The 21,427-nt window shown below is 31.1% G+C and carries 20 protein-coding genes; 18 read left to right on the top strand and 2 right to left on the bottom strand.

Annotation, left to right across the window (positions count from 1 at the left end):
- Window positions 1-20 precede the first annotated feature (20 nt).
- The gene (locus C0982_RS03250) at window positions 21-773 is read right to left on the bottom strand and encodes an NAD-dependent protein deacylase (RefSeq protein ID WP_242961484.1); all 753 of its coding nucleotides are present in this window, start codon (window positions 771-773) and stop codon (window positions 21-23) included.
- Between the two features lie 145 nt (window positions 774-918).
- Entirely contained in the window at window positions 919-1,380 is a 462-nt protein-coding gene (locus C0982_RS03255) for a QueT transporter family protein (RefSeq protein WP_101772783.1), read from the bottom strand.
- 308 nt (window positions 1,381-1,688) lie between these two features.
- On the opposite strand from C0982_RS03255, the gene C0982_RS03260 reads away from it, so the two are divergent.
- From C0982_RS03260 to C0982_RS03345, 18 genes are all read left to right on the top strand, one after another.
- Complete coding sequence (locus tag C0982_RS03260; protein ID WP_242961505.1) at window positions 1,689-3,182, top strand: SH3 domain-containing protein; 1,494 nt, start codon at window positions 1,689-1,691, stop codon at window positions 3,180-3,182.
- A gap of 528 nt (window positions 3,183-3,710) precedes the next feature.
- Complete coding sequence (locus tag C0982_RS03265) at window positions 3,711-4,679, top strand: sulfurtransferase (protein ID WP_101772785.1); 969 nt, start codon at window positions 3,711-3,713, stop codon at window positions 4,677-4,679.
- Between the two features lie 357 nt (window positions 4,680-5,036).
- Window positions 5,037-5,525 carry an acetyl-CoA carboxylase biotin carboxyl carrier protein gene (gene accB, locus C0982_RS03270; RefSeq protein WP_101772786.1) on the top strand — a complete coding sequence of 163 codons (489 nt, stop codon included), beginning with the start codon at window positions 5,037-5,039 and terminating at the stop codon, window positions 5,523-5,525.
- 7 nt (window positions 5,526-5,532) lie between these two features.
- Complete coding sequence (gene accC / locus C0982_RS03275; RefSeq protein ID WP_101772787.1) at window positions 5,533-6,888, top strand: acetyl-CoA carboxylase biotin carboxylase subunit; 1,356 nt, start codon at window positions 5,533-5,535, stop codon at window positions 6,886-6,888.
- 11 nt (window positions 6,889-6,899) lie between these two features.
- The gene (accD, locus tag C0982_RS03280) at window positions 6,900-7,754 is read left to right on the top strand and encodes an acetyl-CoA carboxylase, carboxyltransferase subunit beta (protein ID WP_101772788.1); all 855 of its coding nucleotides are present in this window, start codon (window positions 6,900-6,902) and stop codon (window positions 7,752-7,754) included.
- Between the two features lie 5 nt (window positions 7,755-7,759).
- Window positions 7,760-8,491, top strand: a complete 732-nt coding sequence (locus tag C0982_RS03285; protein WP_101773215.1) for an acetyl-CoA carboxylase carboxyltransferase subunit alpha — start codon at window positions 7,760-7,762, stop codon at window positions 8,489-8,491.
- Between the two features lie 4 nt (window positions 8,492-8,495).
- Window positions 8,496-8,993 (top strand): MarR family winged helix-turn-helix transcriptional regulator, encoded by a 498-nt coding sequence (locus tag C0982_RS03290; protein WP_101772789.1) that lies wholly within the window; start codon window positions 8,496-8,498, stop codon window positions 8,991-8,993.
- Window positions 8,983-9,984 (top strand): beta-ketoacyl-ACP synthase III, encoded by a 1,002-nt coding sequence (locus tag C0982_RS03295; RefSeq protein WP_101772790.1) that lies wholly within the window; start codon window positions 8,983-8,985, stop codon window positions 9,982-9,984. The genes C0982_RS03290 and C0982_RS03295 overlap by 11 nt, the downstream gene beginning before the upstream one ends.
- A 65-nt stretch (window positions 9,985-10,049) precedes the next feature.
- Window positions 10,050-10,274, top strand: a complete 225-nt coding sequence (locus tag C0982_RS03300; protein ID WP_101772791.1) for an acyl carrier protein — start codon at window positions 10,050-10,052, stop codon at window positions 10,272-10,274.
- Between the two features lie 41 nt (window positions 10,275-10,315).
- Window positions 10,316-11,254: an enoyl-[acyl-carrier-protein] reductase FabK gene (gene fabK / locus C0982_RS03305; RefSeq protein ID WP_101772792.1), complete on the top strand. Its 939-nt coding sequence runs from the start codon at window positions 10,316-10,318 to the stop codon at window positions 11,252-11,254.
- On the top strand, window positions 11,247-12,179 hold the full coding sequence (fabD, locus tag C0982_RS03310) for an ACP S-malonyltransferase (protein ID WP_101772793.1): 933 nt from the start codon (window positions 11,247-11,249) through the stop codon (window positions 12,177-12,179). The genes fabK and fabD overlap by 8 nt, the downstream gene beginning before the upstream one ends.
- A gap of 23 nt (window positions 12,180-12,202) precedes the next feature.
- A complete protein-coding gene (fabG, locus tag C0982_RS03315) occupies window positions 12,203-12,949 on the top strand; it encodes a 3-oxoacyl-[acyl-carrier-protein] reductase (protein WP_101772794.1) in 747 nt (248 codons plus the stop codon).
- A gap of 23 nt (window positions 12,950-12,972) precedes the next feature.
- Window positions 12,973-14,205 (top strand): beta-ketoacyl-ACP synthase II, encoded by a 1,233-nt coding sequence (gene fabF / locus C0982_RS03320; protein WP_101772795.1) that lies wholly within the window; start codon window positions 12,973-12,975, stop codon window positions 14,203-14,205.
- A gap of 41 nt (window positions 14,206-14,246) precedes the next feature.
- The gene (gene fabZ / locus C0982_RS03325) at window positions 14,247-14,678 is read left to right on the top strand and encodes a 3-hydroxyacyl-ACP dehydratase FabZ (protein WP_101772796.1); all 432 of its coding nucleotides are present in this window, start codon (window positions 14,247-14,249) and stop codon (window positions 14,676-14,678) included.
- A gap of 177 nt (window positions 14,679-14,855) precedes the next feature.
- Window positions 14,856-16,502, top strand: coding sequence for a glutamate--tRNA ligase (gene gltX, locus C0982_RS03330; RefSeq protein WP_101772797.1), 1,647 nt, complete (start codon window positions 14,856-14,858; stop codon window positions 16,500-16,502).
- Window positions 16,503-16,720: 218 nt separating this feature from the next.
- Window positions 16,721-17,425, top strand: coding sequence for a phosphoribosylaminoimidazolesuccinocarboxamide synthase (gene purC, locus C0982_RS03335; RefSeq protein WP_101772798.1), 705 nt, complete (start codon window positions 16,721-16,723; stop codon window positions 17,423-17,425).
- A 14-nt stretch (window positions 17,426-17,439) separates the two neighbouring features.
- Window positions 17,440-18,885: an amidophosphoribosyltransferase gene (purF, locus tag C0982_RS03340; RefSeq protein ID WP_101772799.1), complete on the top strand. Its 1,446-nt coding sequence runs from the start codon at window positions 17,440-17,442 to the stop codon at window positions 18,883-18,885.
- A gap of 241 nt (window positions 18,886-19,126) precedes the next feature.
- Window positions 19,127-21,403, top strand: coding sequence for a type IA DNA topoisomerase (locus tag C0982_RS03345; protein ID WP_101772800.1), 2,277 nt, complete (start codon window positions 19,127-19,129; stop codon window positions 21,401-21,403).
- The last annotated feature ends 24 nt before the right edge of the window (window positions 21,404-21,427 follow it).

Raw genomic sequence — 21,427 nt, forward strand, 5'->3', positions numbered from 1 at the left:
ACTAGAGGTCTTTTTATTGTTTAATTACCATCCAATATAGCTTTTGAAAGAACAGATCCAATAGAATCATTTATTACTAAATCAGCATTTTTATCAACTGAAGTCGATGACTTATTGATTAATACTAAATACTTTCCTTTAAAATAGCTAAGAAATCCAGCTGCAGGATAAACTACTAGAGATGTCCCTCCTACAATTAACATATCAGCATTTGATATAGCATTTATAGATTTATTTATTGTGTAGTCATCCAAACTCTCTTCATACAAAACAACGTTTGGCTTTATAATAGAGCCACAATTTTCACATTTTGGTATAGGTCCAGATAACTTTATAAACTCTTCAAGAGAATAAACTCTATTACATCCAGTACAAATATTTTCATGAGCACTACCATGGAGTTCGTATACATTTTTACTTCCAGCTGCTTGGTGAAGCCCGTCTACATTTTGGGTAATAATAGCTTTTAATTTTCCTTGTTCTTCAAGTTTGCTCAAAGCTATATGAGCCTTATTAGGCTTTGCATTAGAATAAACTAGATTATCTTTATAAAAAGCAAAAAAATCTTCTGGATAGTGATTAAAAAAAGTGTGAGAAACTAGTTGTTCCGGAGAAAAGTGTTTATTCAACTTTTTATTAAAAATACCATTTGAACTTCTGAAATCTGGAATATTCGATTCTGTAGATACACCAGCTCCTCCAAAAAAAACAATATTGTTTGATTCTTCTATATAATTTTTTAATTTTGTTATTTTTTCACTACACATAGTCATTACTAATTTTTAAGATAAAATTCTTAAAAGATTAGATCCTCCTTCTCATATAATTTTATAGTAGCAGTAATTATCTTAATTTAAATTATATCATAAAAAAAGACACTGCTACAAATTTGTATATAGCAGTGTCATCTAATAAAAATTAGTCTAATAAAGTTGTTTTTTCTTTAATTCTTTTGAATACAACAGCTCCAAATAGATTAACCACAATTTGGCCAGCAAAAACAGCTAAAGCAGTTGCTAAGAATGGTATATTTGAAAGTATTGAAATTTCTGCACCTACCAATATTCCGCAAAGAATTGCATAAATACTTGCGTTTATATAGACGTTTTTAAGATAGTAGCTAATTGTATAAGATATTACACAAATTAAAACACCTACAAATACATCAATTAGTCCAAATTCGCTATACATATTCGCTAAAAATACTCCAACTGTTATTGAAGGAATGTATTTTCTGTTGAAAAAAGGAATTACGGATAAAAATTCACTAAACCTAAATTGAACCGCTCCATAGCTTAGAGGGTTGACTAAGGTTAGTACTACATATAATGCACATATAAGAGCATTTACAACCAATTCATTTAAAGTTAATTTTTTCATATTACCTCCTAGTTTTATTTATTGACAGGATGGTTTCGAACTGTCATTATTTAATATCCTAAAAAATATTATTGCAATAGTGTTTAATATTTAATATATAAAATACTATATTGATCAATAAGAAAAGGACAAATACTAGAATATTATATAATTAAAAGTAAAAAAAGGAAAGAAGTTTTTCGATTTTTTACAGTATCTAGTGAATATGTAACTATTTTGTAAACAAAAGATACTTTTTGTTTACAAAGTTGTAATTATTTGCTATAATAATCGTATTATATGTTCGAAAAGGAGTGATAAACTTGAATATGAGACTAGCTCTATCAACGCTGGCAGTTCTTCCACTACTTGGAGTTTCTGTATCAGCAACTGGGCAAACAGGAACTATAAAGTTTGAATTTGTGAATATAAGAGTAAATCCTGGTGCAGATCAAGATGTAAGTTTTGTTCTGAAAAAGGGAGATAAAGTTGAAATATTATCTAATAGTGACGGTTGGTTAAATATAAAAAGCAATAAAAAAGTAGGTTGGGTAAAAGAAGATGCAATATCTATGCAAGCTCAATCTGAAAAGGCAAATAATATAAAGACAGCCCCTGCTTCTAATAAAACGAAGATAGTAAACAACAGTGTACTAAACTTTAGAAAAGCTGCAAGCACGAGTAGTGGTATTATTAGCGTCTTAAAACAGGGAGATAAAGTAAAAATACTAGAAGAAGGCGTAAGCTGGACAAAGATAGAATTCAATGGAAATACAGGATATGTTTCCACTAAATTTCTAGCTGATGATAATAGTGGCGGTGAATCTAATTCTTCAGAAATAATGGAAGTAACATCTACTAAACTGACTGTTAGAAAGAGTATGAATGCAACTAGTGAAAAACTTTTTGACTTAAAAAAAGGTGATAAGGTTCAATTTATATCTTCTAGCAATGGATGGTATAAGATTAAATTTGATGGCAAAGAAGGATATGTTTCTTCATATTATGTAGAAGAAACTGGGGAAACTATACTTAATGATGAAGAAACTTCTGTTGATGAGTCTGGAACAGACGAATCATCTAACCCACCAAAACAGTCTACTAGTGGAGAAATAAACTATGTTGATATGGGAATGACACTTTCTAGTCATGTTGACTTGCAATTAGCAAAGTCTCTTAACGTGGATACTCAAAATGGGGGGCAAAAAGTAACTAAAGATGTGCTAACAAAATATATGGATCCAAACAACTATAGCGATTCAGAAGGTATGATGCAATTTGCACAATTAAATCAGTATACTGAAGATTTGACGGCATCTCAGCTTAATAGTTATTTAAATAAATATTGTAAATCTGGAAATGTTTTTTATAATCAAGGTCAGGCATTTATTAATGCGGCTAAAAAGAATAATGTGAATGTACTTTATTTAGTTGCACATTCTATGATAGAAACAGGGTACGGAAGCTCAGCTCTTGCTAAAGGTACTGTATACAATGGAAAGACAGTGTACAATTTCTTTGGAATTGGAGCAGTAGATGGTAATGCTTTGGCTGGAGGGTCTGCTACAGCATATAAAAATGGATGGACAAGTGTTGCTGCAGGTATTGATGGAGCAGCATCTTGGATAGCAAGTAAATATATCCATAATTCAACATACAATCAGAATACATTATATGACATGAAATGGTCTACAAACTACACTTGGCATCAATATGCTAGTGACGTTGCATGGCCAAGTAAAATAGGAAAGAAGATAAGCGAAATAGGTAGTTATTCTTCTAATTTAGGGGCAATGAATTACAAGGTTCCGCAGTATAGATAATATATATTTTAAATAAAAATCATCACTTAATTATAAGGTGATGATTTTTTATTCTAAATTTTACTATTAGTATAAGTAAAAAAATCGTATAATTCTTTTATAAAAGTTAGATTTTAACATCCTTATCAAAAAAATGTATAAATATATTGTTAAAATATAATATTTATGTTATCATATATAAATGGTGCCAGACCATGTGGGATGTAATTTTTAAATGTTTTTTAGTTACATCGATTTCCTTTAATTAAATTAATATATTTCCTATTAAATTGATTAATGCGTTCAAGATAATTAGTATTTTACTAGAGTATCTTGAAAAGGAGTTCCTTTGGGAACTCCTTTTTTTATGTTTATATATATTTGTATATTCAAATTTACTTAAATAAAATTATTTGAATGAGTTTATACCTTAGAATTGTTTTTTTCAATATTTCAGACAGTATGAATAGGTAAATATAATAGAAGAGAATATAAAATAGATGATTTTAATTGATATAATAGTAATAATTATAAAAAGGGGGAGAGACTATGAAGGTTACGTTTGGAAAGAAAACGTTATTAATGTTGTTTACGGTATTGTTTAGCTTATCTGTTGTAGGATGTGCAAAAACTAATACTTCAACAGATAACAATTCAAAAGAAGAAAAGGTGGCAACTACAAAAGATGATTATTCGTTTGATGATAATGACTATTTAACGAGTATCTCTTGGTTAGAAAAGAATATGAAAGAAAATGACAAGTTGCTAATTATTGATGCAAGAACCGACAAAGAGTATGGAAAAGGGCATATACCAGGAGCTATTAATGTAAGTTGGCAAATGCTCGCTAAAATGGATGGAAAAGCAGGAGACAAGGACTGGGGGACACTTCAAGATGCTGCAACGCTATCTAAAACTCTTGGTGATCTAGGTATTTCAAAAGAGAAACAAGTAGTTGTCTATGGAAATAAAGATGCATGGGGAGAAGATGGAAGAGTAGTATGGTCATTAAAAAGAGCTGGTATAGATGCTAGAATGCTCAATGGAGGGATAGATCTTTGGTCATCAGAAAAAAAGGATGTTACAAAAGATATTCCTGAAATTAAAAAGGTAGAAGTAAAAATAGATAAGATAGATCCAGATATTAATATTTCTACAGATGAGTTAAAAAAAGAATACGATAACTTGAAAATAATTGATACTAGAGAAAAAGATGAGTATGATGGTGCGACTAAATTTGGGGAAGCAAGAGGTGGACATTTACCAAAATCTATAAACATACCATTTAATAAGTTCTACAATGATGATGCAACAATAAAAAGCAATGATGAAATCATAAAAATAATGGATGAATCTGGAATCAAAAAAGACGATGATATAGTTACGTATTGTACTGGTGGAATAAGATCTGCTCATATGGCTTTAGCGCTTAAAAATGCAGGTTATGAAAAAGTAAGAAATTACGATTCATCTTTTTATGAATGGGCTGCTGATGAGTCAAACGAAGTCGTAAAATAGATATATCGAAGTAAAATAAGGGAATATAAATTTAACAAAAAAATATAAAACAAAAATAGTGGGGTGTTTTCATGTATACAGAAAATATCTCACTATTTTTTATGAAAAATAAATAGCAAATTTAAAAATTATAGATGCTTATTATTCTTAACACAAAATACTAACTGCATAATGAAATTATGAATAGTTACAGCAAATACAAGTAATTAGAATGGATTTTATAAAATGAAACGTTAAAAAATAGCAATAAATTACTTTGTCTATCAAAATAAATATTGACATAAAAAAAGTATAGGAATATAATATTTAATATATTACTTTGAGTACCAAATTAAAAAATGAATTGAGGATAGTGTAATGGAGATAAAATTTATAAAACAATTAGCTTTGATAATGGAAGAAAGCGGATTAGAAGAATTAGATTATCATGATGAATCAGGAAAAATAAAGTTGAAAAAGAAGAACAAAAGCAAATTCAAGAGAAATAATTTAAAGTGTCAAAATAAAAAAGAAATAAATTACGATGAAAATATAGAAAATACAGGCGAAGATATTCGTATAGATGAGGAGGCTTGCGTAGACTCCGAATCTGAAAAAAAAGAAAATTTAAGTAAAATAGATTCAAATATAATAGGAACTTTCTATGATAAACCATCTCCAGATGAACAAAAATTTGTAAATAAAGGTGATATTGCCAAAAAAGGAGATGTTTTGTGCATAATAGAATCTATGAAACTTATGAATGAAATTAAAGCACCATACGACTGTGAAGTAGTAAATATATTAGTTCAAGATCAAGAGATAGTCGAATTTGGTCAAACTTTGTTTGAAGTAAAGGAGATTTAACTGTGATATGTCTAGAGATATAAAAAAAGTGTTAGTAGCGAATCGAGGAGAAATAGCAGTCAGAGTAATAAGAACTTTAAAAGATATGGGAATTAAAAGCGTAGCTGTCTGTTCAGATGTTGATAGAGATTCTTTGCATACTAGGATTGCTGATGAGTGTATTTGCATAGGACCAAGAAATTCTAAAGATAGCTATTTGAATAAAATACAGGTAATAAATGCAGCTATAATAACTGGATCGGATGCAATTCATCCTGGATTCGGTTTTTTATCTGAAAATGCCAATTTTGCTAAAATGTGCGATATATATAATATTAAATTCATTGGTCCAAATAGCAAGGTAATTGACATAATGGGCAACAAAGATATATCTAAGCAAATTATGAAAGAAGCAGGTGTACCTGTTGTTCCAGGATCTGATGGAGTGGTAGATAATTTAGCAGAAGTATCTAAAATTGCAAAAGACATAGGTTATCCAATAATTATCAAAGCAAGATCCGGCGGCGGAGGCAAAGGCATGAGAATTGTAAATAAAGAAAATGAATTAGAACATGCTTTTAACTCTGCTAAAAAAGAGGCTGAAAATGCTTTTGGAGATGATGGAGTATATGTTGAAAAATATATTGAATCACCTAGGCATATAGAGGTACAGATTATGGCTGATGAATTTGGAAATGTAGTCCATCTTGGTGCAAGAGACTGTTCAATACAAATGAATCATCAAAAAGTTATAGAAGAGGCTCCTCCTAGAGCTATTAAGGAAGAACTTTTGGATTATTTGTATAAAATTTCAATTGATGCAGCAAAGCACGTAAAGTACACGAATGCAGGAACAATGGAGTACTTGGTTTCAAAAAACGATGAAGTCTACTTTATGGAAATGAATACAAGAATACAGGTTGAACATCCTATCACTGAGATGATTACAGGAGTAGACATAGTTAGAGAACAGATAAATATTGCATCTCAAAAAAAATTGTCATTTAAGCAAGAAGATGTAAATATAAAAGGACATGCAATAGAATGTAGAATAAATGCCTACGATTCAAAAAATTCTTTTTTACCTAGTATAGGTACAATCAGCGGCTTAAATATGCCAGGTGGTTATGGAGTAAGAGTAGATAGTTCTATATATCAGGGATATAAGATACTTCCTTTTTATGATTCTATGTTAGCAAAAGTGATATCTTTTGGAAACTCAAGAGAAGAATCTATTAGCATAATGAAAAGAGCTTTAAGCGAATTTATAATAGAAGGAGTAGAAACAAATATTGATTTTAACAAAGAGTTGTTTGATGATGAAAATTTCAAAAAAAATCAATATGATACTTCATACTTAGAATCTAAGATAGAGAGGAGGTAGGCAACTAGGATATGATTTTAGAGCATTTTAAAAGAAAAAAATATAAACCAGCTAAACATATTAACATACAACCTAATTATATAGAAAAGTGTCCAAAATGTGAAAACATGGTTTTTAAAGATGATATAGATTTAAGCAAAAAAGTATGCCCTCACTGTGGAAATTATTTCAGTATGAGTGCAAAAGAAAGAATAGAGAGTGTTATAGAAAAAGATAGCTTTGTTGAATATTTTAAAGAAAAGAAAATTAGAGATCCACTAAATTTTCCTAAATATAGAGACAAGCAAGAAAAGCTTAGAACATCTCTAAAACAAGACGAAGCCGTAGTATGTGGAACAGGTAAAATAAATAATAATAAAGTCGTCATAGCAGCCATGGATACAAACTTTATGATGGGTAGCATGGGAACGACGGTTGGAGAGAAGATTACTAAGACGATAGAGCTTTCTATTAAGAAAAAATTACCTCTTATTATTTTTTCGGCTTCTGGAGGAGCGAGAATGCAGGAAGGTATGTTCTCACTTATGCAGATGGCAAAGACATCTCAGGCAATAGGTAAGCTATCCAAAAATAATTTGCTGTTTATATCGATAATGACTAATCCGACAACTGGTGGAGTAAGTGCAAGTTTTGCTAGCCTTGGTGATATTATGATAGCAGAAAAAGGTGCTTTAATAGGATTTGCAGGTCCAAGAGTAATACAACAGGTTACAGGGACAGTATTGCCAGAAGGATTCCAGAGAGCTGAATTTTTATTGGATCATGGGTTAGTTGATATGGTAGTAACAAGAGAAAATATGAAATATACATTAGATAATATTTTGAAGATACATTTAAAAAATAAAAAGAGGGGGATATTGCGTTGAGAGCGATGGACATAGTTAGAAAATCCAGAAATCCTCACAGAAAAAAGGCCATGGATTACATTAATTACATTTGTGACCCTTTTTTAGAAATGCATGGAGATAGAGCCTTTTCAGATGATATTAGCATTATAGGAGGAATAGGGTGTATAGGTGATTACTCTGTAATGGTAATTGGTCAACAAAAAGATAGAAACTTTGGAATGCCGAATCCAGAGGGATATAGAAAAGTACTTAGATTGGTGAAACATGCAGAAAAATTCAAATTGCCTGTGATTACCTTTGTAGATACACCGGGTGCTGGGTGTGGTATAGAAGCAGAAGAAAGAGGACAAGCGTCATCAATTGCTGAATGTATTAGCACTTTTTCGGGATTAGAAATTCCTACTCTATCAGTAGTAATCGGAGAAGGTGGAAGCGGAGGAGCACTAGCTCTTAGTGTTACAGATGAAATTTGGATGCTAGAGAATAGTGTGTATTCAATATTATCACCAGAAGGTTTTTCAAGTATTTTATGGAAAAACACAAATCGAAAAGAAGAAGCCGCTGAATTAATGAGAATGACAGCAAAGGATTTAATGGAAGATAAATTTATAGAAAAGATAATTAAAGAAGATGGTGGGGAAATCTATAATCTTAAAAATGAAATACTAAAATTTCTTGAAAAAAGCTATTCATTGTCTATAGAAAAAATACTAAAAAGAAGATATGATAAATATAGACAAATATTAGGAGGATAGCAATATGGATAACACAGATAAAAATACATTAAAGGAACATAGCTACGAAGAAACGAAAAAAATAATTAACGATATCATAATAGAATTATTTAAAAATATATTAATAATAGAAGAAAAGTCACTGAAAAAAAGAGGTATCAAGAATCTATCTATGACAGAAATTCATGCGATTGAAGCTATAGGAGTAGGTGGAGGTAAAAAAATGTCTCAAGTGGCAGAAGAACTCGGAATAAGTATGGGGACTTTGACTGCAACAGTGACAAAACTTGAGAAAAAGGGCTATACAAAAAGGACAAGACATGTAAATGACGGAAGAGTAGTACTCGCGAGCTTGACTAAGAGAGGCGAGCTTGTATTTAAAATCCACAAGAACTTCCATGATGAGATGGTTGATCATCTTATGATAGATTTAGATTTGCATGAAGATATGACTTTAATGAATGCCTTGAAAAATATCAATAATTTCTTTTTAAAGGAATACGGAGGTAGTGATGAGGATTAACGTAATTTCCACTGGTAGTCACACAACAGATGATATTCTTACAAATGAAGATTTATCAAAAATTGTAGATACGAATGATGAGTGGATAGTTGAAAGAACAGGCATAAAAAAAAGACACATATCTAAAAAAATGACGACAGAAGAATTAGCATATGAGGCCTGTAAGAAAGCATTGAATAAAATTGATATCGATAAAAATGATATAGGACTGATAATATTTGCAAGCGTGTCATCTGATACGACAGTTCCGTCCTCTTCATTTACGATTTCAGGAATGCTAGGAATTGAGAATGCAGTTTGTTTTGACTTGAATGCGGCATGTAGTGGATTTATATATTCCTTGTCAGTAGCAAGAGATGTAATGACAGGAATGAGAAAAAAATATGCAATAGTGATAGGAGCTGAAAAACTAACGAAACATGTTGATTGGGAAGATAGATCGACATGCGTATTGTTCGGTGACGCAGCAGGGTGTGCAATTTTAGAAAATACAGATGAAGTCAATCCTATAACTTTGCCTCATAAAAGATTAAATATAGTAGATACATTATTAGGAGGAAAATATGATTCTAAGAAATATCTATCTATAAAGTCGAATGATTCAGTAACAGATGATGAGCCTGATTACATAAAAATGAATGGAAGACAAATATATAAATTTGCAACAGATATTGGCGTAAAAATAATTGACGAACTATTGGATAAAGCTAAAATAACTAAAGATGAAATTGAATTAATTGTTCCTCATCAAGCAAATAAAAGAATAATAGATACAATTTCTAACAAAAGCAATATTCCTATAGATAAATGGTTTGTAAATTTACATGAATATGGAAATACTTCTTCAGCAAGTGTTCCGCTAGCGTTAGATGAAGCGCTTGAAGAATTGGAAAAAAAAGAGAATGTAAATGATCAAGATAGATATGTACTTACATTTGCTTTTGGAGGCGGATTAAGCTATGGAGGAGTACTATTAAAAATAGTTAAATAAAAACTACCTAAAAGGATAGTTTAATTATAATAAAATAAAATTGGTAAATAAGGGAGAATATAAAAATGATAGAAAAAATTAGAGAAATACTTGCAGAGCAGTTGGATGTTGAATTAGCAGATATTAAGGCAGATAGCGATATTCAGGAAAACTTAGGTGCTGACTCATTAGATGTAATGGATATAATGACTGAAATTGAAGAAGAGTTTGATATTGAAGTTGAAGATGAAGTAATAGAAACTTTGAGAACACCTCAAAAAATTGCCGATTATATAAATAAAATAAAATAATAAAATTGCAATAAAATATTAAATAAAGAAGAGATGATAATATGAAAAATAACGAAATATGTGAGATATTAAATATAGAGGTTCCCATATTTCAAGGTGGTATGGCTTGGGTGTCTGACTCGAGCCTAGCTGCTGCAGTCTCTAATGCTGGAGGCCTTGGAATTATAGCAGCTGGGAATGCTCCAAAAGATTGGATAGTAGATCAAATTAGAAAAACTAAAGAGCTTACTAATAAGCCTTTTGCACTTAATATAATGCTTTTAAGTCCATTTATTGATGATGTGATTGATGCAGTTATTGAGGAAAAAGTGAAAATAGTAGTGACAGGAGCAGGTAATCCAGGTAAATATTTTAAAAAATTAAATGAAGCTGGAGTAAAAATAATACCTGTAGTACCTACAGTTTCTCAAGCGGTTAGAATGGTAAGAAATGATGGCGTAGTAGCATTGGTTGCAGAGGGAGCAGAAGCAGGAGGGCATATAGGAGTAACGAATACTATGTCGCTAATACCTCAAATTGTAGATGCTGTAGACGTACCAGTGATTGCTGCTGGAGGTATAGCTGATGGAAGAGGTGTAGCAGCTGCATTTTGCTTGGGTGCTAAAGCAGTCCAAGTAGGAACAAGATTTATTGTGGCAGATGAATGTAGTGTTAGCGAAGAATACAAAGAAAAAGTCATTAAAGCAAAAGATACATCAACTATTGTAACAGGTAGCTCAACAGGTCATCCGGTGAGAATATTAAAAAATAAATTTTCAAAGCTATTTAAAAAATTAGAAGATGAAAATACTAGTCCTGAGGAATTAGAAAAACTAGGTGCTGGAAAATTGAGATCTGCCGTTGTGGACGGAGATGTTGATAATGGCTCTGTAATGGCTGGCCAAATTGCTGGTATGGTCAAAAAAAGAGAATCTTGCGAGTCTATTATAAATGACTTGTTAGAAGGATACGAAAGGACAATAAGGGAAGTTTATGAGTAAAAAAGTAGGATTACTATTTCCTGGTCAGGGTTCACAGTATGAAGGTATGGGAAAAGATATACTATCTTCAAATTCAGTATCAAAAGAAGTGTATGATGTAGCAAAAAAAATACTGGATAGTGATACATATAGTATAATAGAACATGCTAGAATTGAAGATTTGTCACATACTAAATATAGTCAGTTGGCTATTTTTTTAAATAGTTTAGCCCTGTATTATTCATTTAGAGAATTTGATAATGATAATATAGATATTGTTTGCATGGCTGGACTTAGTTTAGGAGAATACTCAGCTCTTTGTGCATCAGGCAGTATTGAGCTTGAAGAAGCGATATCTCTTATTAAAAAAAGAGGGGAGATAATGCAGGAAGGTGCGGCCAATAGAGGCTCTATGTCAGCTGTTTTAAAAACAGATAAAAGTACAATAGAAAACATTATTGAAAAAAGCAGAGGTGAAAGCATTCTTTCAATCTGCAACATCAATTCCCCTGATCAAATTGTTGTAGGTGGAGAATTTGATGCATTAGAAAGATTTGAGCAAGAGTGTAAAAAAGAAGGAATAAAAAGAGTGATAAGGCTCAATGTGGAAGGCCCATTCCATACAGAGATTCTAAAGCCTTCTTCAGAGATATTCGGAAAATATTTAGAGAAGGTCAATTTTAAAAAATCTAACGAAGACGTTTATTCTAATGTAGATTCACTTAAATACACCGATGATACTGATGTTGTAAGTAAATTACAAAAGCAAATGTATACTGGTGTATTGTTCCAAAAATGCGTAGAAAATATGATTGAGTCGGGGTGTGAAGTGTTTGTTGAGCTTGGCCCAGGCAAGAGTTTATCTAATTTTGTCAAAAAAATAGATAAGTCTGTAAAAATTATAAATATACAGAATTTAGAAGATATTAAAAATTTAAGCTTATAGTTGAATATTTTAAGAGGTAACTTATGGAAAATAATAAAAAAGTAGCTTTTGTAACAGGTGGTACGAGAGGTATAGGAAAATCTATTGTAGAAAAATTAGGTCTTGATGGGTATATAGTAGGTTTTAATTATGTTAATTCTGATATTCAAGCAAATGAACTGGAAAAAGATTTACTTTCTAAAGGTATAGAATCTTTTTCTGTAAAGTTTGATGTTAGCAATTACGAAGAGACAGAGAAAGCTTTTTCTGAAATATATGAAAAATATGGTCATATTGATGTGCTAGTAAATAATGCTGGAATTACTAGGGACAAACTGTTTATTAGGATGAAAGAAAATGACTTCGATGATGTCATTGATATAAATTTAAAAGGTGTATTCAATTGCACGAAGCAAGTAGTTAGAAAAATGACTAAGCAAAAATATGGCAGAATAATAAATATGTCTTCTCTAGCTGGATTAGTTGGCAATATTGGTCAAGTAAATTATTCAGCATCAAAAGCAGGTGTAGTTGGTATGACAAAGACTCTTGCAGCAGAGTTGGGGGCATATGGAATCACAGTCAATGCAATTGCTCCTGGTTTTATAAAAACGGATATGACAGACGCATTATCTGATAAAATACAAGAAAAAATTATAGAAAGTGTTCCTATGAAATCTGTGGGATTACCAGAAGACATATCTAATATGGTATCTTATTTAGCAGGTGACTATGGAAGATATATAACTGGTCAAGTAATAAGCATAGATGGAGGATTATCATCCATTTAAATTAAAATAGGAGGTTTACATTTATGAGTAGAAGAGTCGTTGTGACAGGGGCAGGAGTCATAAGCCCAGTAGGTAACTCCGTTGAAAAATTTGTTGATAACATAAAAAAATGTACTAACGGAATTAGCGAGATAGAAGCGATTGATAACTCGGAATATAAAACTAAATTAGCAGCAGAGGTCAAGGATTTTGATCCAGTAGAGTTTGGAATATCTGGGCATAAGAAAAAAGATAGATTTGTTCAGTTTGCAATTGCAGCTGCAAAACAGGCTAGTGAAAATAGTGGTTATGTTATTAATGAAGATAATCAATTTAGAACTGGAATAGTTGTAGGAAGTGGAATAGGAGGACTTACGACTATACAGGAAGCCTATGCAAAATATCTTGATAAAGGTCCTAGAAGAGTATCATCCCACTTCATTCCAAAAGCAATCATCAACATGGCTGCTGGTCATATTTCAATAGAATTAGGCACAAGAGGTGTATGTATATCAGATGTAAGTGCATGTGCTACCGGTACTGATTCTATAGGGCATGCATTTAGGCTTATTAAAGACGGTTATCAAGATGCAGTATTTGCAGGAGGTTGTGAAGCCTCAGTTTGTGAACTAGGTCTATCAGGGTTTGAGGCTATGGCTGCGATGTCTTCAAGCGATGATATAAATAGAGCTTCTATTCCATTTGACAAGGAAAGAAATGGCTTTGTGATGGGAGAAGGTGCAGGAGTTCTTTTACTAGAATCATTAGATAGTGCACTAAGCAGAAATGCAAATATAATATGTGAGGTGGTTGGTTTTGGTCAGACAAGTGACGCTTATCACATTACTGCTCCAAATCCAGATGGAAAAGGTGCATTTATGTCAATGTTAGGTGCGATAGAGGAATCTGGCATAGATAAAAAAAGTGTCGACTATATTAATGCTCATGGTACTAGCACTCAGATGAATGATGAAATTGAAACTGGAGCTATAAAAAAAGTCTTTGGTGATCATAGCTATGAGCTAGCTGTATCATCAACAAAATCTATGACAGGTCATATGTTAGGTGCAGCAGGAGCAGTTGAAGCATTAATATGTGGATATGCACTCAAAGAAGGTTTTATTCCAGCTACGGCAAATTACAAAGTTCCGGATGAAAAATGTGATTTAGATTATGTAGTTGAAGGAACAAGATTTCAAGAAATAGAGTACGCGTTGTCGAATTCCTTAGGATTTGGGGGGCACAACTCTTCTCTATTATTAAAAAAATATAAATAGAAGGGAGTATTTGCTAACTATAGATTGTATAGCAAAAAAATATGAATTTGTTAAATATAGAAGAAATTAAAGAAATTATACCGCATAGATATCCCTTCTTACTTATAGATAAAGTTATAGAAATGGAAGTTGGAAAAAGTACACATGCTGTAAAGTGCATTTCGGCGACAGAACCTTGGTTTCAGGGCCATTTTCCAGATCATAATGTGATGCCGGGCGTTTTGCTAATAGAGGCAATGGCACAAGCTGGAGCGGTATCAATACTTTCAATACCAGAAAATAAAGGTAAAATAGCCTTCTTTTCGGGGATAAAAAATGCTAAATTCAGACGTGAGGTTGTTCCAGGCGACAAACTGGATATTTACGTAGAAATAATTAAGATTAGAAAGAATTTTGGTTCAGGATCAGGGAAGATATGCTGTGATGGAGAACTGTGCGTAGAAGGGGAAATTAGTTTTTTTATAGAAGCATAATATAAATACAAAGGGCTGATACGAGTAGTATTGGCCTTTTGTATTTATATTTTTTTAGATATAACTAATATAAAAAACTAACTTTAATTTGTTTTATAATATGTTTAGTAAAATATGATATAATGTTAAATGATTATAAAATAAGATGGGAGGAAGTGGATTTTCCACGTTGAAAATATGAGTAAAGAATTAGCGGAATTATTATTTCCAGAAATTGATAAAACGTTAGAATATTATGAAGAAAAATTTCCTGAAAGAAATTTAGATAAGAAGGCGAAAGTAACTAGATTGGGTCCTAGCCCTACTGGATTTATTCATCTGGGGAATTTATATGGCGCTTTAGCTGATGAAAGAATAGCACATTTAAATGATGGTATAATGCTTCTTAGAATAGAAGATACAGATGACAAGAGAAAAGTTGAAGGTTCTGAAGAATTGATAATCAACTCTTTGAAATTTTTTGGAATTGAATTTGACGAAGGTGTAACTGTTGATGGTCAAAAAGGTGAATACGGGCCATATAGACAAAGTGAAAGAAAAGAAATATATCAGGTAGCAGCTAAATTTTTGACTGAAAAGGGATATGCATATCCTTCTTTTATAACTGAAGAAGAAATGGCAACATTAAGAGAAGAACAGGAAAAAGAAGGCGTAAATACTGGATATTATGGCAAATGGGCAACTGATAGAAATTTAAGCCTTGATCAAATTAAAGAAAATATTTCTCAAGGTAAGCCTTGGACTTTAAGATTAAAGTCAACTGGCGACGTAGATGTTGCTATGAAATTTAAAGATGGTATTAGAGGTGAAATTACTGTAAGACAGAATAATTTAGATGTAGTTATTTTAAAGAATAATGGTATACCGACTTACCACTTTGCACATGTAGTAGATGATCATTTTATGAGAATAACAGATGTAGTAAGAGGAGAAGAGTGGCTATCGACTTTACCTATACATTTAGAACTATTTTTCCTAATGGGATGGAGAAGACCAAACTACAACCACACTGCTCATCTTATGAAAGTTGATAACGGTAAAAAAAGAAAACTATCAAAAAGAAAAGATCCAGAACTATCACTAGAGTACTACATGAAGGATGGTTATTTCCCAGAGTCTGTAACTGAATATTTAATGACGCTTATGAACTCTAATTATGAAGAGTGGCGATTAAAAAACAAAGATGCATCTCATAAAGATTTTCCATTTAAGGTAAAGAATATGAATTCATCAGGTGCATTGTTTGATATGAATAAATTAAATGATATATCTAAAGATGTATTAGTAAAAATGTCTTCAGAATATATTTTAGATTTTATGATTAAATGGTCTGAAAAATTTGATAAAGAAGCAAATGAATTATTGCTAAAATATAAAGATGATTTAGTTCAGTTGCTTTCTATAGGAAGAGATGGCAAAAAACCAAGAAAAGATCTAATTAATTGTACTCAAATAATGGACTTTATTGGATATTACTTTGATGAAGGATTTAAACATATAGATTCATTACCAGAAAGAGTATCAAAAGAGGATGCGTTAAAAATATTGAAAGATTATGTTTCAACATACAATCAAGAGGATACTAATGAAACATGGTTTGAAAAAGTAAAAGAAATTACAGATTCAAATGGATTTACATCAAATAATAAAGAATTTAAGCAAAACCCAGAAGCCTTCAAGGGAAATATAACAGATGTATCTACTGCTATAAGAGTTGCGGTAGTTGGAAGACAACAATCACCAGATTTATGGAGTATACAGCAAATAATGGGAAGAGAAAGAGTAATAAAAAGAGTCGAACAATATATAATGGAATTAGAATAAAAAATCTGAATATTTTTCATGAACACGAACATTCATGCATTAAAAAGCCTGTTATAATTCGCCAAACAATCCTATATTCTAGAAATTTTATATAAAAATGAAAAAAAAATACGTAATTACTATTGCAAAAAAACAAAAATACGAATAAAATATATGTATACAGAATTAATATACGAATTTCAATTACGTAAATAAAGTTTTTATAAGGAGCTGATCACATGGAAAAATTAGAACAACTATACGAAGGAAAAGCAAAGAAAGTTTATAAGACTGATAACGATGATTATGTTATAGTTTCATACAAAGATGATGCGACTGCATTTAATGGTCAAAAGAAGGGTACAATAGTGGGCAAGGGTGAAATTAATAACCTTATGTCTAATCAAATCTTTGCACTATTAGAAGAAAGTGGAATAAAGACTCACTATGTTGAAACAATAAACTCAAGGGAAACTGTAGTAAAATCTGTGGAAATTGTTCCACTTGAAGTAATCGTTAGAAATATAGCAGCAGGTAGCTTTTCAAAGAGATTAGGTGTTGAAGAAGGTACTCCTTTTGAACAACCAACTGTAGAGTTTTCTTACAAGAATGATGACTTAGGAGATCCGCTAATCAATGATTCATTTGCATTAGCTTTGAATCTTGCGACTCAAGAAGAAATTGATACTATAAAGGAAATGGCATTAAAGGTTAATGACTTCTTAAAAGAATATTTCTTAAAAGCAAATATTAAGTTGGTAGACTTTAAATTAGAGTTTGGACGTTTTCATGGGGAAATAATACTTGCTGACGAAATTTCACCAGATACTTGTCGTCTATGGGATAAAGATACAAACGAAAAATTGGATAAAGATAGATTTAGAAGAGATATGGGAAATGTTGAAGGCGCGTATTCTGAAGTAAGAAACCGCTTAGGATTCTAGGAGAAAATATAATTATGATAGATGAAACAATGAAGACAGGCTTAGGCGAAGAATGTGGTGTATTTGGTGCATATGATTTTGACGGAGAAGATGTATCATCATACATATACTACGGACTTTTTGCACTACAGCATAGAGGACAGGAAAGTTCAGGAATTTCAGTAACAAAAACACAGGAAAATGGAAACAATGTTATGTATCACAAAGATACAGGATTAGTAAATGAAGTTTTCAATAAAGAAAATTTGGGAGCTTTAAATGGTAACCTTGGAGTAGGGCATGTAAGATATGCTACAGCAGGCGGAATCGGTAGAGAAAATGCTCAGCCATTTGTAATTCACTACCTAAAGGGAATATTGTCACTAGCTCACAATGGGAACCTTACGAATACTTTAGAGCTTAAACGTGAACTAGGGACTACAGGAGCTATATTCCAGACAAATACAGATTCTGAGGTAATAGCTTATCTAGTTGCAAGGGAAAGATTAAACACATCTTCTATTGAAGAAGCTGTAAAAAGTGCTTCAAAGAAGTTACAAGGAGCTTTTTCACTAGTTGTTGCAAGTCCATCAAAACTAATAGGAGCTAGAGATCCATTAGGATTCAGACCTTTATGTATTGGTAAAAAAGATAATATATTTTTCTTAAGTTCGGAGTCAGCTGCTTTAGAAACAGTAGGTGCAGAATTTATAAGAGATGTCGAACCAGGTGAAATAGTTACTATAAAAGATGGAAAAATATATTCAGATAGAATTACCGAAAAGAAAGAACAAGCTGTATGTATATTTGAATATATATATTTTGCTAGAACAGATAGTCATATAGATGGTCAAAGTGTATATGGTTCTAGATCAAAAGCAGGAAGAATTTTGGCTAAGAAGTACCCAGTAGAGGCTGATATTGTAGTTGGTGTTCCAGAATCTGGTCTAGCTGCAGCTGTGGGATATTCACAGGAATCAGGTATACCTTATGGAATGGCTTTTTATAAAAACAGCTACGTTGGAAGAACTTTTATTAAGCCTAGTCAAAATGAAAGAACTTCAGGCGTACGTGTTAAATTAAACGTTATAGAAGAAGTTGTAAAGGGAAAAAGAGTAGTAATGGTAGATGACTCTATAGTTAGAGGAACTACGATTAAGAATATAGTTAAGATGCTTAAAGATGCAGGAGCATTAGAAGTACATGTTAGAGTAAGTTCGCCTCCTTTTAAACACCCATGTTATTATGGTACAGATGTACCTAGTAGGGAAAACTTGGTAGCAGTTACTCGCTCAGTTGAAGAAATAAAAAATGATATCGAAGCAGATTCTTTAGGATATTATGATATTGAAGATTTAGGAGAACTGTGTCCAGGATTAACTTTTTGTGATGCTTGCTTTACTGGTAATTTTAAAGGTGGAGTTCCAAGCGATGAAGGTCAGGATGGATCTAAGCCTTCTATTAAAAATCTGAGAAAATAAGTAAGATTATATCAAAAAGTATAAATATATATAAATAATAATTATTTGTATAAAAATCGGCAAAGCTAATGCTTTGCCGATTTCTTGTATTTTAGATGATAGATATTTTTTTTATTCTATAATTATATAATAAAAAATTAAGCTAAAGTCATTAAAAATTGACTACAATATTATGTATGGTTTATACTAATATAATAAGATTTTATTATAAGTTCGAGAAGTAAAGAAAAGAGGTATGATGATGGTACTAATTTTAGCCGAGAAACCTTCTGTAGCAAAAACCATTGCAACTTTTTTAAAGGCAAATACTAGGAAGGATGGATACTACGAAGGAAGTGGCTATGTAGTTTCTTATGCTGTTGGTCACTTAGTTTCCCTTTATGATATGAAAGATTACGATAAAGGTAAGTACTCTGGATCTTGGAAAATGGAAAACTATCCTTTTATTCCTGAGAATAAATTCAAGTTTAAAGTTGACAATAGTAAGAAAAAACAATTTAAAATTATTCAAAATTTAATAAATAGAGACGATGTTGAGTATATAATAAATGCTACAGATAATGATAGAGAAGGGGAATTAATATCCTTTCTTATTTTTATGATGGCTAAAAATAAGAAACCAGTTAAAAGAATACTTGTAAATGAATGGACATCAGAAGATATTACCAGAGGAATGAACGAGCTAAAAGATGATGAAGAGATGCGTAATTTGCAAGCTGCTGGGTATACTAGATTGATTACTGATTGGCTAATAGGAATTAACTTTACTTGTGCAGCAACTTTGAAATACGGAAACGGAAAGCTTTTAAATATAGGAAGAGTAATTTTACCAACTGTAAAATTAGTATATGACAGAGATATGGAGATAGAAAAATTTGTGTCAGAAAAGTACTATGAAATAGAAGGTAAATTTAGAAGTGAAGACGGTGATTATGTAGGTAAATACCAAGATGATGACAATACAAAATTTAAAACTATAGATGAAGCCAAACTGGTAATAGATAAGATAAATTCCAAAGAAGGTATAATAACAGAAAAAAAGGTAAGTAGATCGAAAGAATACGCTCCAAAACTTTTTTCTCTAACATCTCTTCAAGGTTATATAACTTCAAAGTATGCATCATTCACATCCGATAAGGTTTTAAATATATGTCAGAATCTTTATGAAGGGAAAGGTAAGGGAGGATACATTACTTATCCAAGAACAGATTCAGTGTATTTAGAAGAAAGTCTCGTTGATAAAGCTAAAAAGACTTTAGAAGTATTAAAAAAGGGTCATTTTTTAGAGGATAAAATAAATTTTTCAAAAACTAAAAGAGTTTTTGATTCTTCAAAAGTAGAAAGCCACAGTGCGATTATACCTACTTATATAATTCCACCAAATAATCTTACAAATGATGAAAAAATTGTTTATGAAGCAATAAGAGATAGATTTTTATCAAATTTTATGCCACCAGCAGAATTTGAAAATACGGAGATAAAAACTTCTGTAGAAGATAATATTTTTGTTTCAAAAGGAAAGGTATTAAAATCAAAGGGTTATTTAGAAATATATTCTAAAGATACTAAAAATAATCTATTACCATTTGTAAAAAAAGGTGAAAAAGTAGAAGTACTGGGTATTAATGAAGTCGAGAAAAATACAACTCCACCTAAGCATTATACCGAAGACTCACTGCTTAAGGCTATGAAAAATTGTGGTAAAAATGTATCAGAGGATGATACTGCAGTTCTAACAGGATACTCTATTGGTACATCAGCAACAAGAGCTGATGTGTTGAAAAAAATATCTCAAGTAGGCTATGTAAGCAAGAAATCAAAAAGTTATTATATAACAGAGCTAGGTAAAAATTTAATTGAAATATTCCCAGTTAAAAGTTTAATGGATGTTGATTTTACGGGAAAACTTGAAAAGAATTTATTTGATATTCAAAAAGGTACATTTAGTAGAAAAGAATATCTAAATATGATTTGTAAATTTGTTTTTGAAAATGTAAATATTATAAAAACGGGTATTAATAAACCCATTAATACCGAAAAAATAATATATAATCCTAAAACAAAAAAATTTGTAAAAGAGAGTATGCTAAAGTCAAAAAAGAATAAAAAAGAAAGCAATGAAAATAAAAAAGAAAGCAATGAAGATATAATTGAAGATAAAAATATTGAAAACTCTAATAAAAAACCAAAAATTAGTAGAAGTTCAAAAAAAATTGATGAAGAAACTAATTTAGAAATAATATCGAAATGTCCAATATGTGGGGATAATATACTTGAGTCAGATAAGGCATTTGCATGTAAAAATTATAAAAATTGTGGTTTTTTAATATGGAAAAATGACAAAGTACTTATGCAATATAAGAAAAAACCAAATAAAACAATAATCAAAGGTCTATCTAAAAATAAAAAAGTACTTGTGAAGGGCTTTACGGATTCTAAAGGAAATAAATTTAATTCAGAAATTACTTATGAAATAGATGGGAGAAAAAGCTTGAAATTACAGCTTTTGACCTTATAAGTAAACTATGATATAATTACTTGG

Source organism: Peptostreptococcus faecalis (assembly GCF_900240845.1).
Lineage (GTDB): Bacteria > Bacillota > Clostridia > Peptostreptococcales > Peptostreptococcaceae > Peptostreptococcus > Peptostreptococcus faecalis.

Coding starts and splice junctions, on each gene's coding strand:
- C0982_RS03250 (WP_242961484.1), bottom strand. CDS start 773: ATGACTATGTGTAGTGAAAAAATAACAAAATTAAAAAATTATATAGAA.
- C0982_RS03255 (WP_101772783.1), bottom strand. CDS start 1,380: ATGAAAAAATTAACTTTAAATGAATTGGTTGTAAATGCTCTTATATGT.
- C0982_RS03260 (WP_242961505.1), top strand. CDS start 1,689: ATGAGACTAGCTCTATCAACGCTGGCAGTTCTTCCACTACTTGGAGTT.
- C0982_RS03265 (WP_101772785.1), top strand. CDS start 3,711: ATGAAGGTTACGTTTGGAAAGAAAACGTTATTAATGTTGTTTACGGTA.
- accB (WP_101772786.1), top strand. CDS start 5,037: ATGGAGATAAAATTTATAAAACAATTAGCTTTGATAATGGAAGAAAGC.
- accC (WP_101772787.1), top strand. CDS start 5,533: ATGTCTAGAGATATAAAAAAAGTGTTAGTAGCGAATCGAGGAGAAATA.
- accD (WP_101772788.1), top strand. CDS start 6,900: ATGATTTTAGAGCATTTTAAAAGAAAAAAATATAAACCAGCTAAACAT.
- C0982_RS03285 (WP_101773215.1), top strand. CDS start 7,760: ATGGACATAGTTAGAAAATCCAGAAATCCTCACAGAAAAAAGGCCATG.
- C0982_RS03290 (WP_101772789.1), top strand. CDS start 8,496: ATGGATAACACAGATAAAAATACATTAAAGGAACATAGCTACGAAGAA.
- C0982_RS03295 (WP_101772790.1), top strand. CDS start 8,983: ATGAGGATTAACGTAATTTCCACTGGTAGTCACACAACAGATGATATT.
- C0982_RS03300 (WP_101772791.1), top strand. CDS start 10,050: ATGATAGAAAAAATTAGAGAAATACTTGCAGAGCAGTTGGATGTTGAA.
- fabK (WP_101772792.1), top strand. CDS start 10,316: ATGAAAAATAACGAAATATGTGAGATATTAAATATAGAGGTTCCCATA.
- fabD (WP_101772793.1), top strand. CDS start 11,247: ATGAGTAAAAAAGTAGGATTACTATTTCCTGGTCAGGGTTCACAGTAT.
- fabG (WP_101772794.1), top strand. CDS start 12,203: ATGGAAAATAATAAAAAAGTAGCTTTTGTAACAGGTGGTACGAGAGGT.
- fabF (WP_101772795.1), top strand. CDS start 12,973: ATGAGTAGAAGAGTCGTTGTGACAGGGGCAGGAGTCATAAGCCCAGTA.
- fabZ (WP_101772796.1), top strand. CDS start 14,247: ATGAATTTGTTAAATATAGAAGAAATTAAAGAAATTATACCGCATAGA.
- gltX (WP_101772797.1), top strand. CDS start 14,856: ATGAGTAAAGAATTAGCGGAATTATTATTTCCAGAAATTGATAAAACG.
- purC (WP_101772798.1), top strand. CDS start 16,721: ATGGAAAAATTAGAACAACTATACGAAGGAAAAGCAAAGAAAGTTTAT.
- purF (WP_101772799.1), top strand. CDS start 17,440: ATGATAGATGAAACAATGAAGACAGGCTTAGGCGAAGAATGTGGTGTA.
- C0982_RS03345 (WP_101772800.1), top strand. CDS start 19,127: ATGGTACTAATTTTAGCCGAGAAACCTTCTGTAGCAAAAACCATTGCA.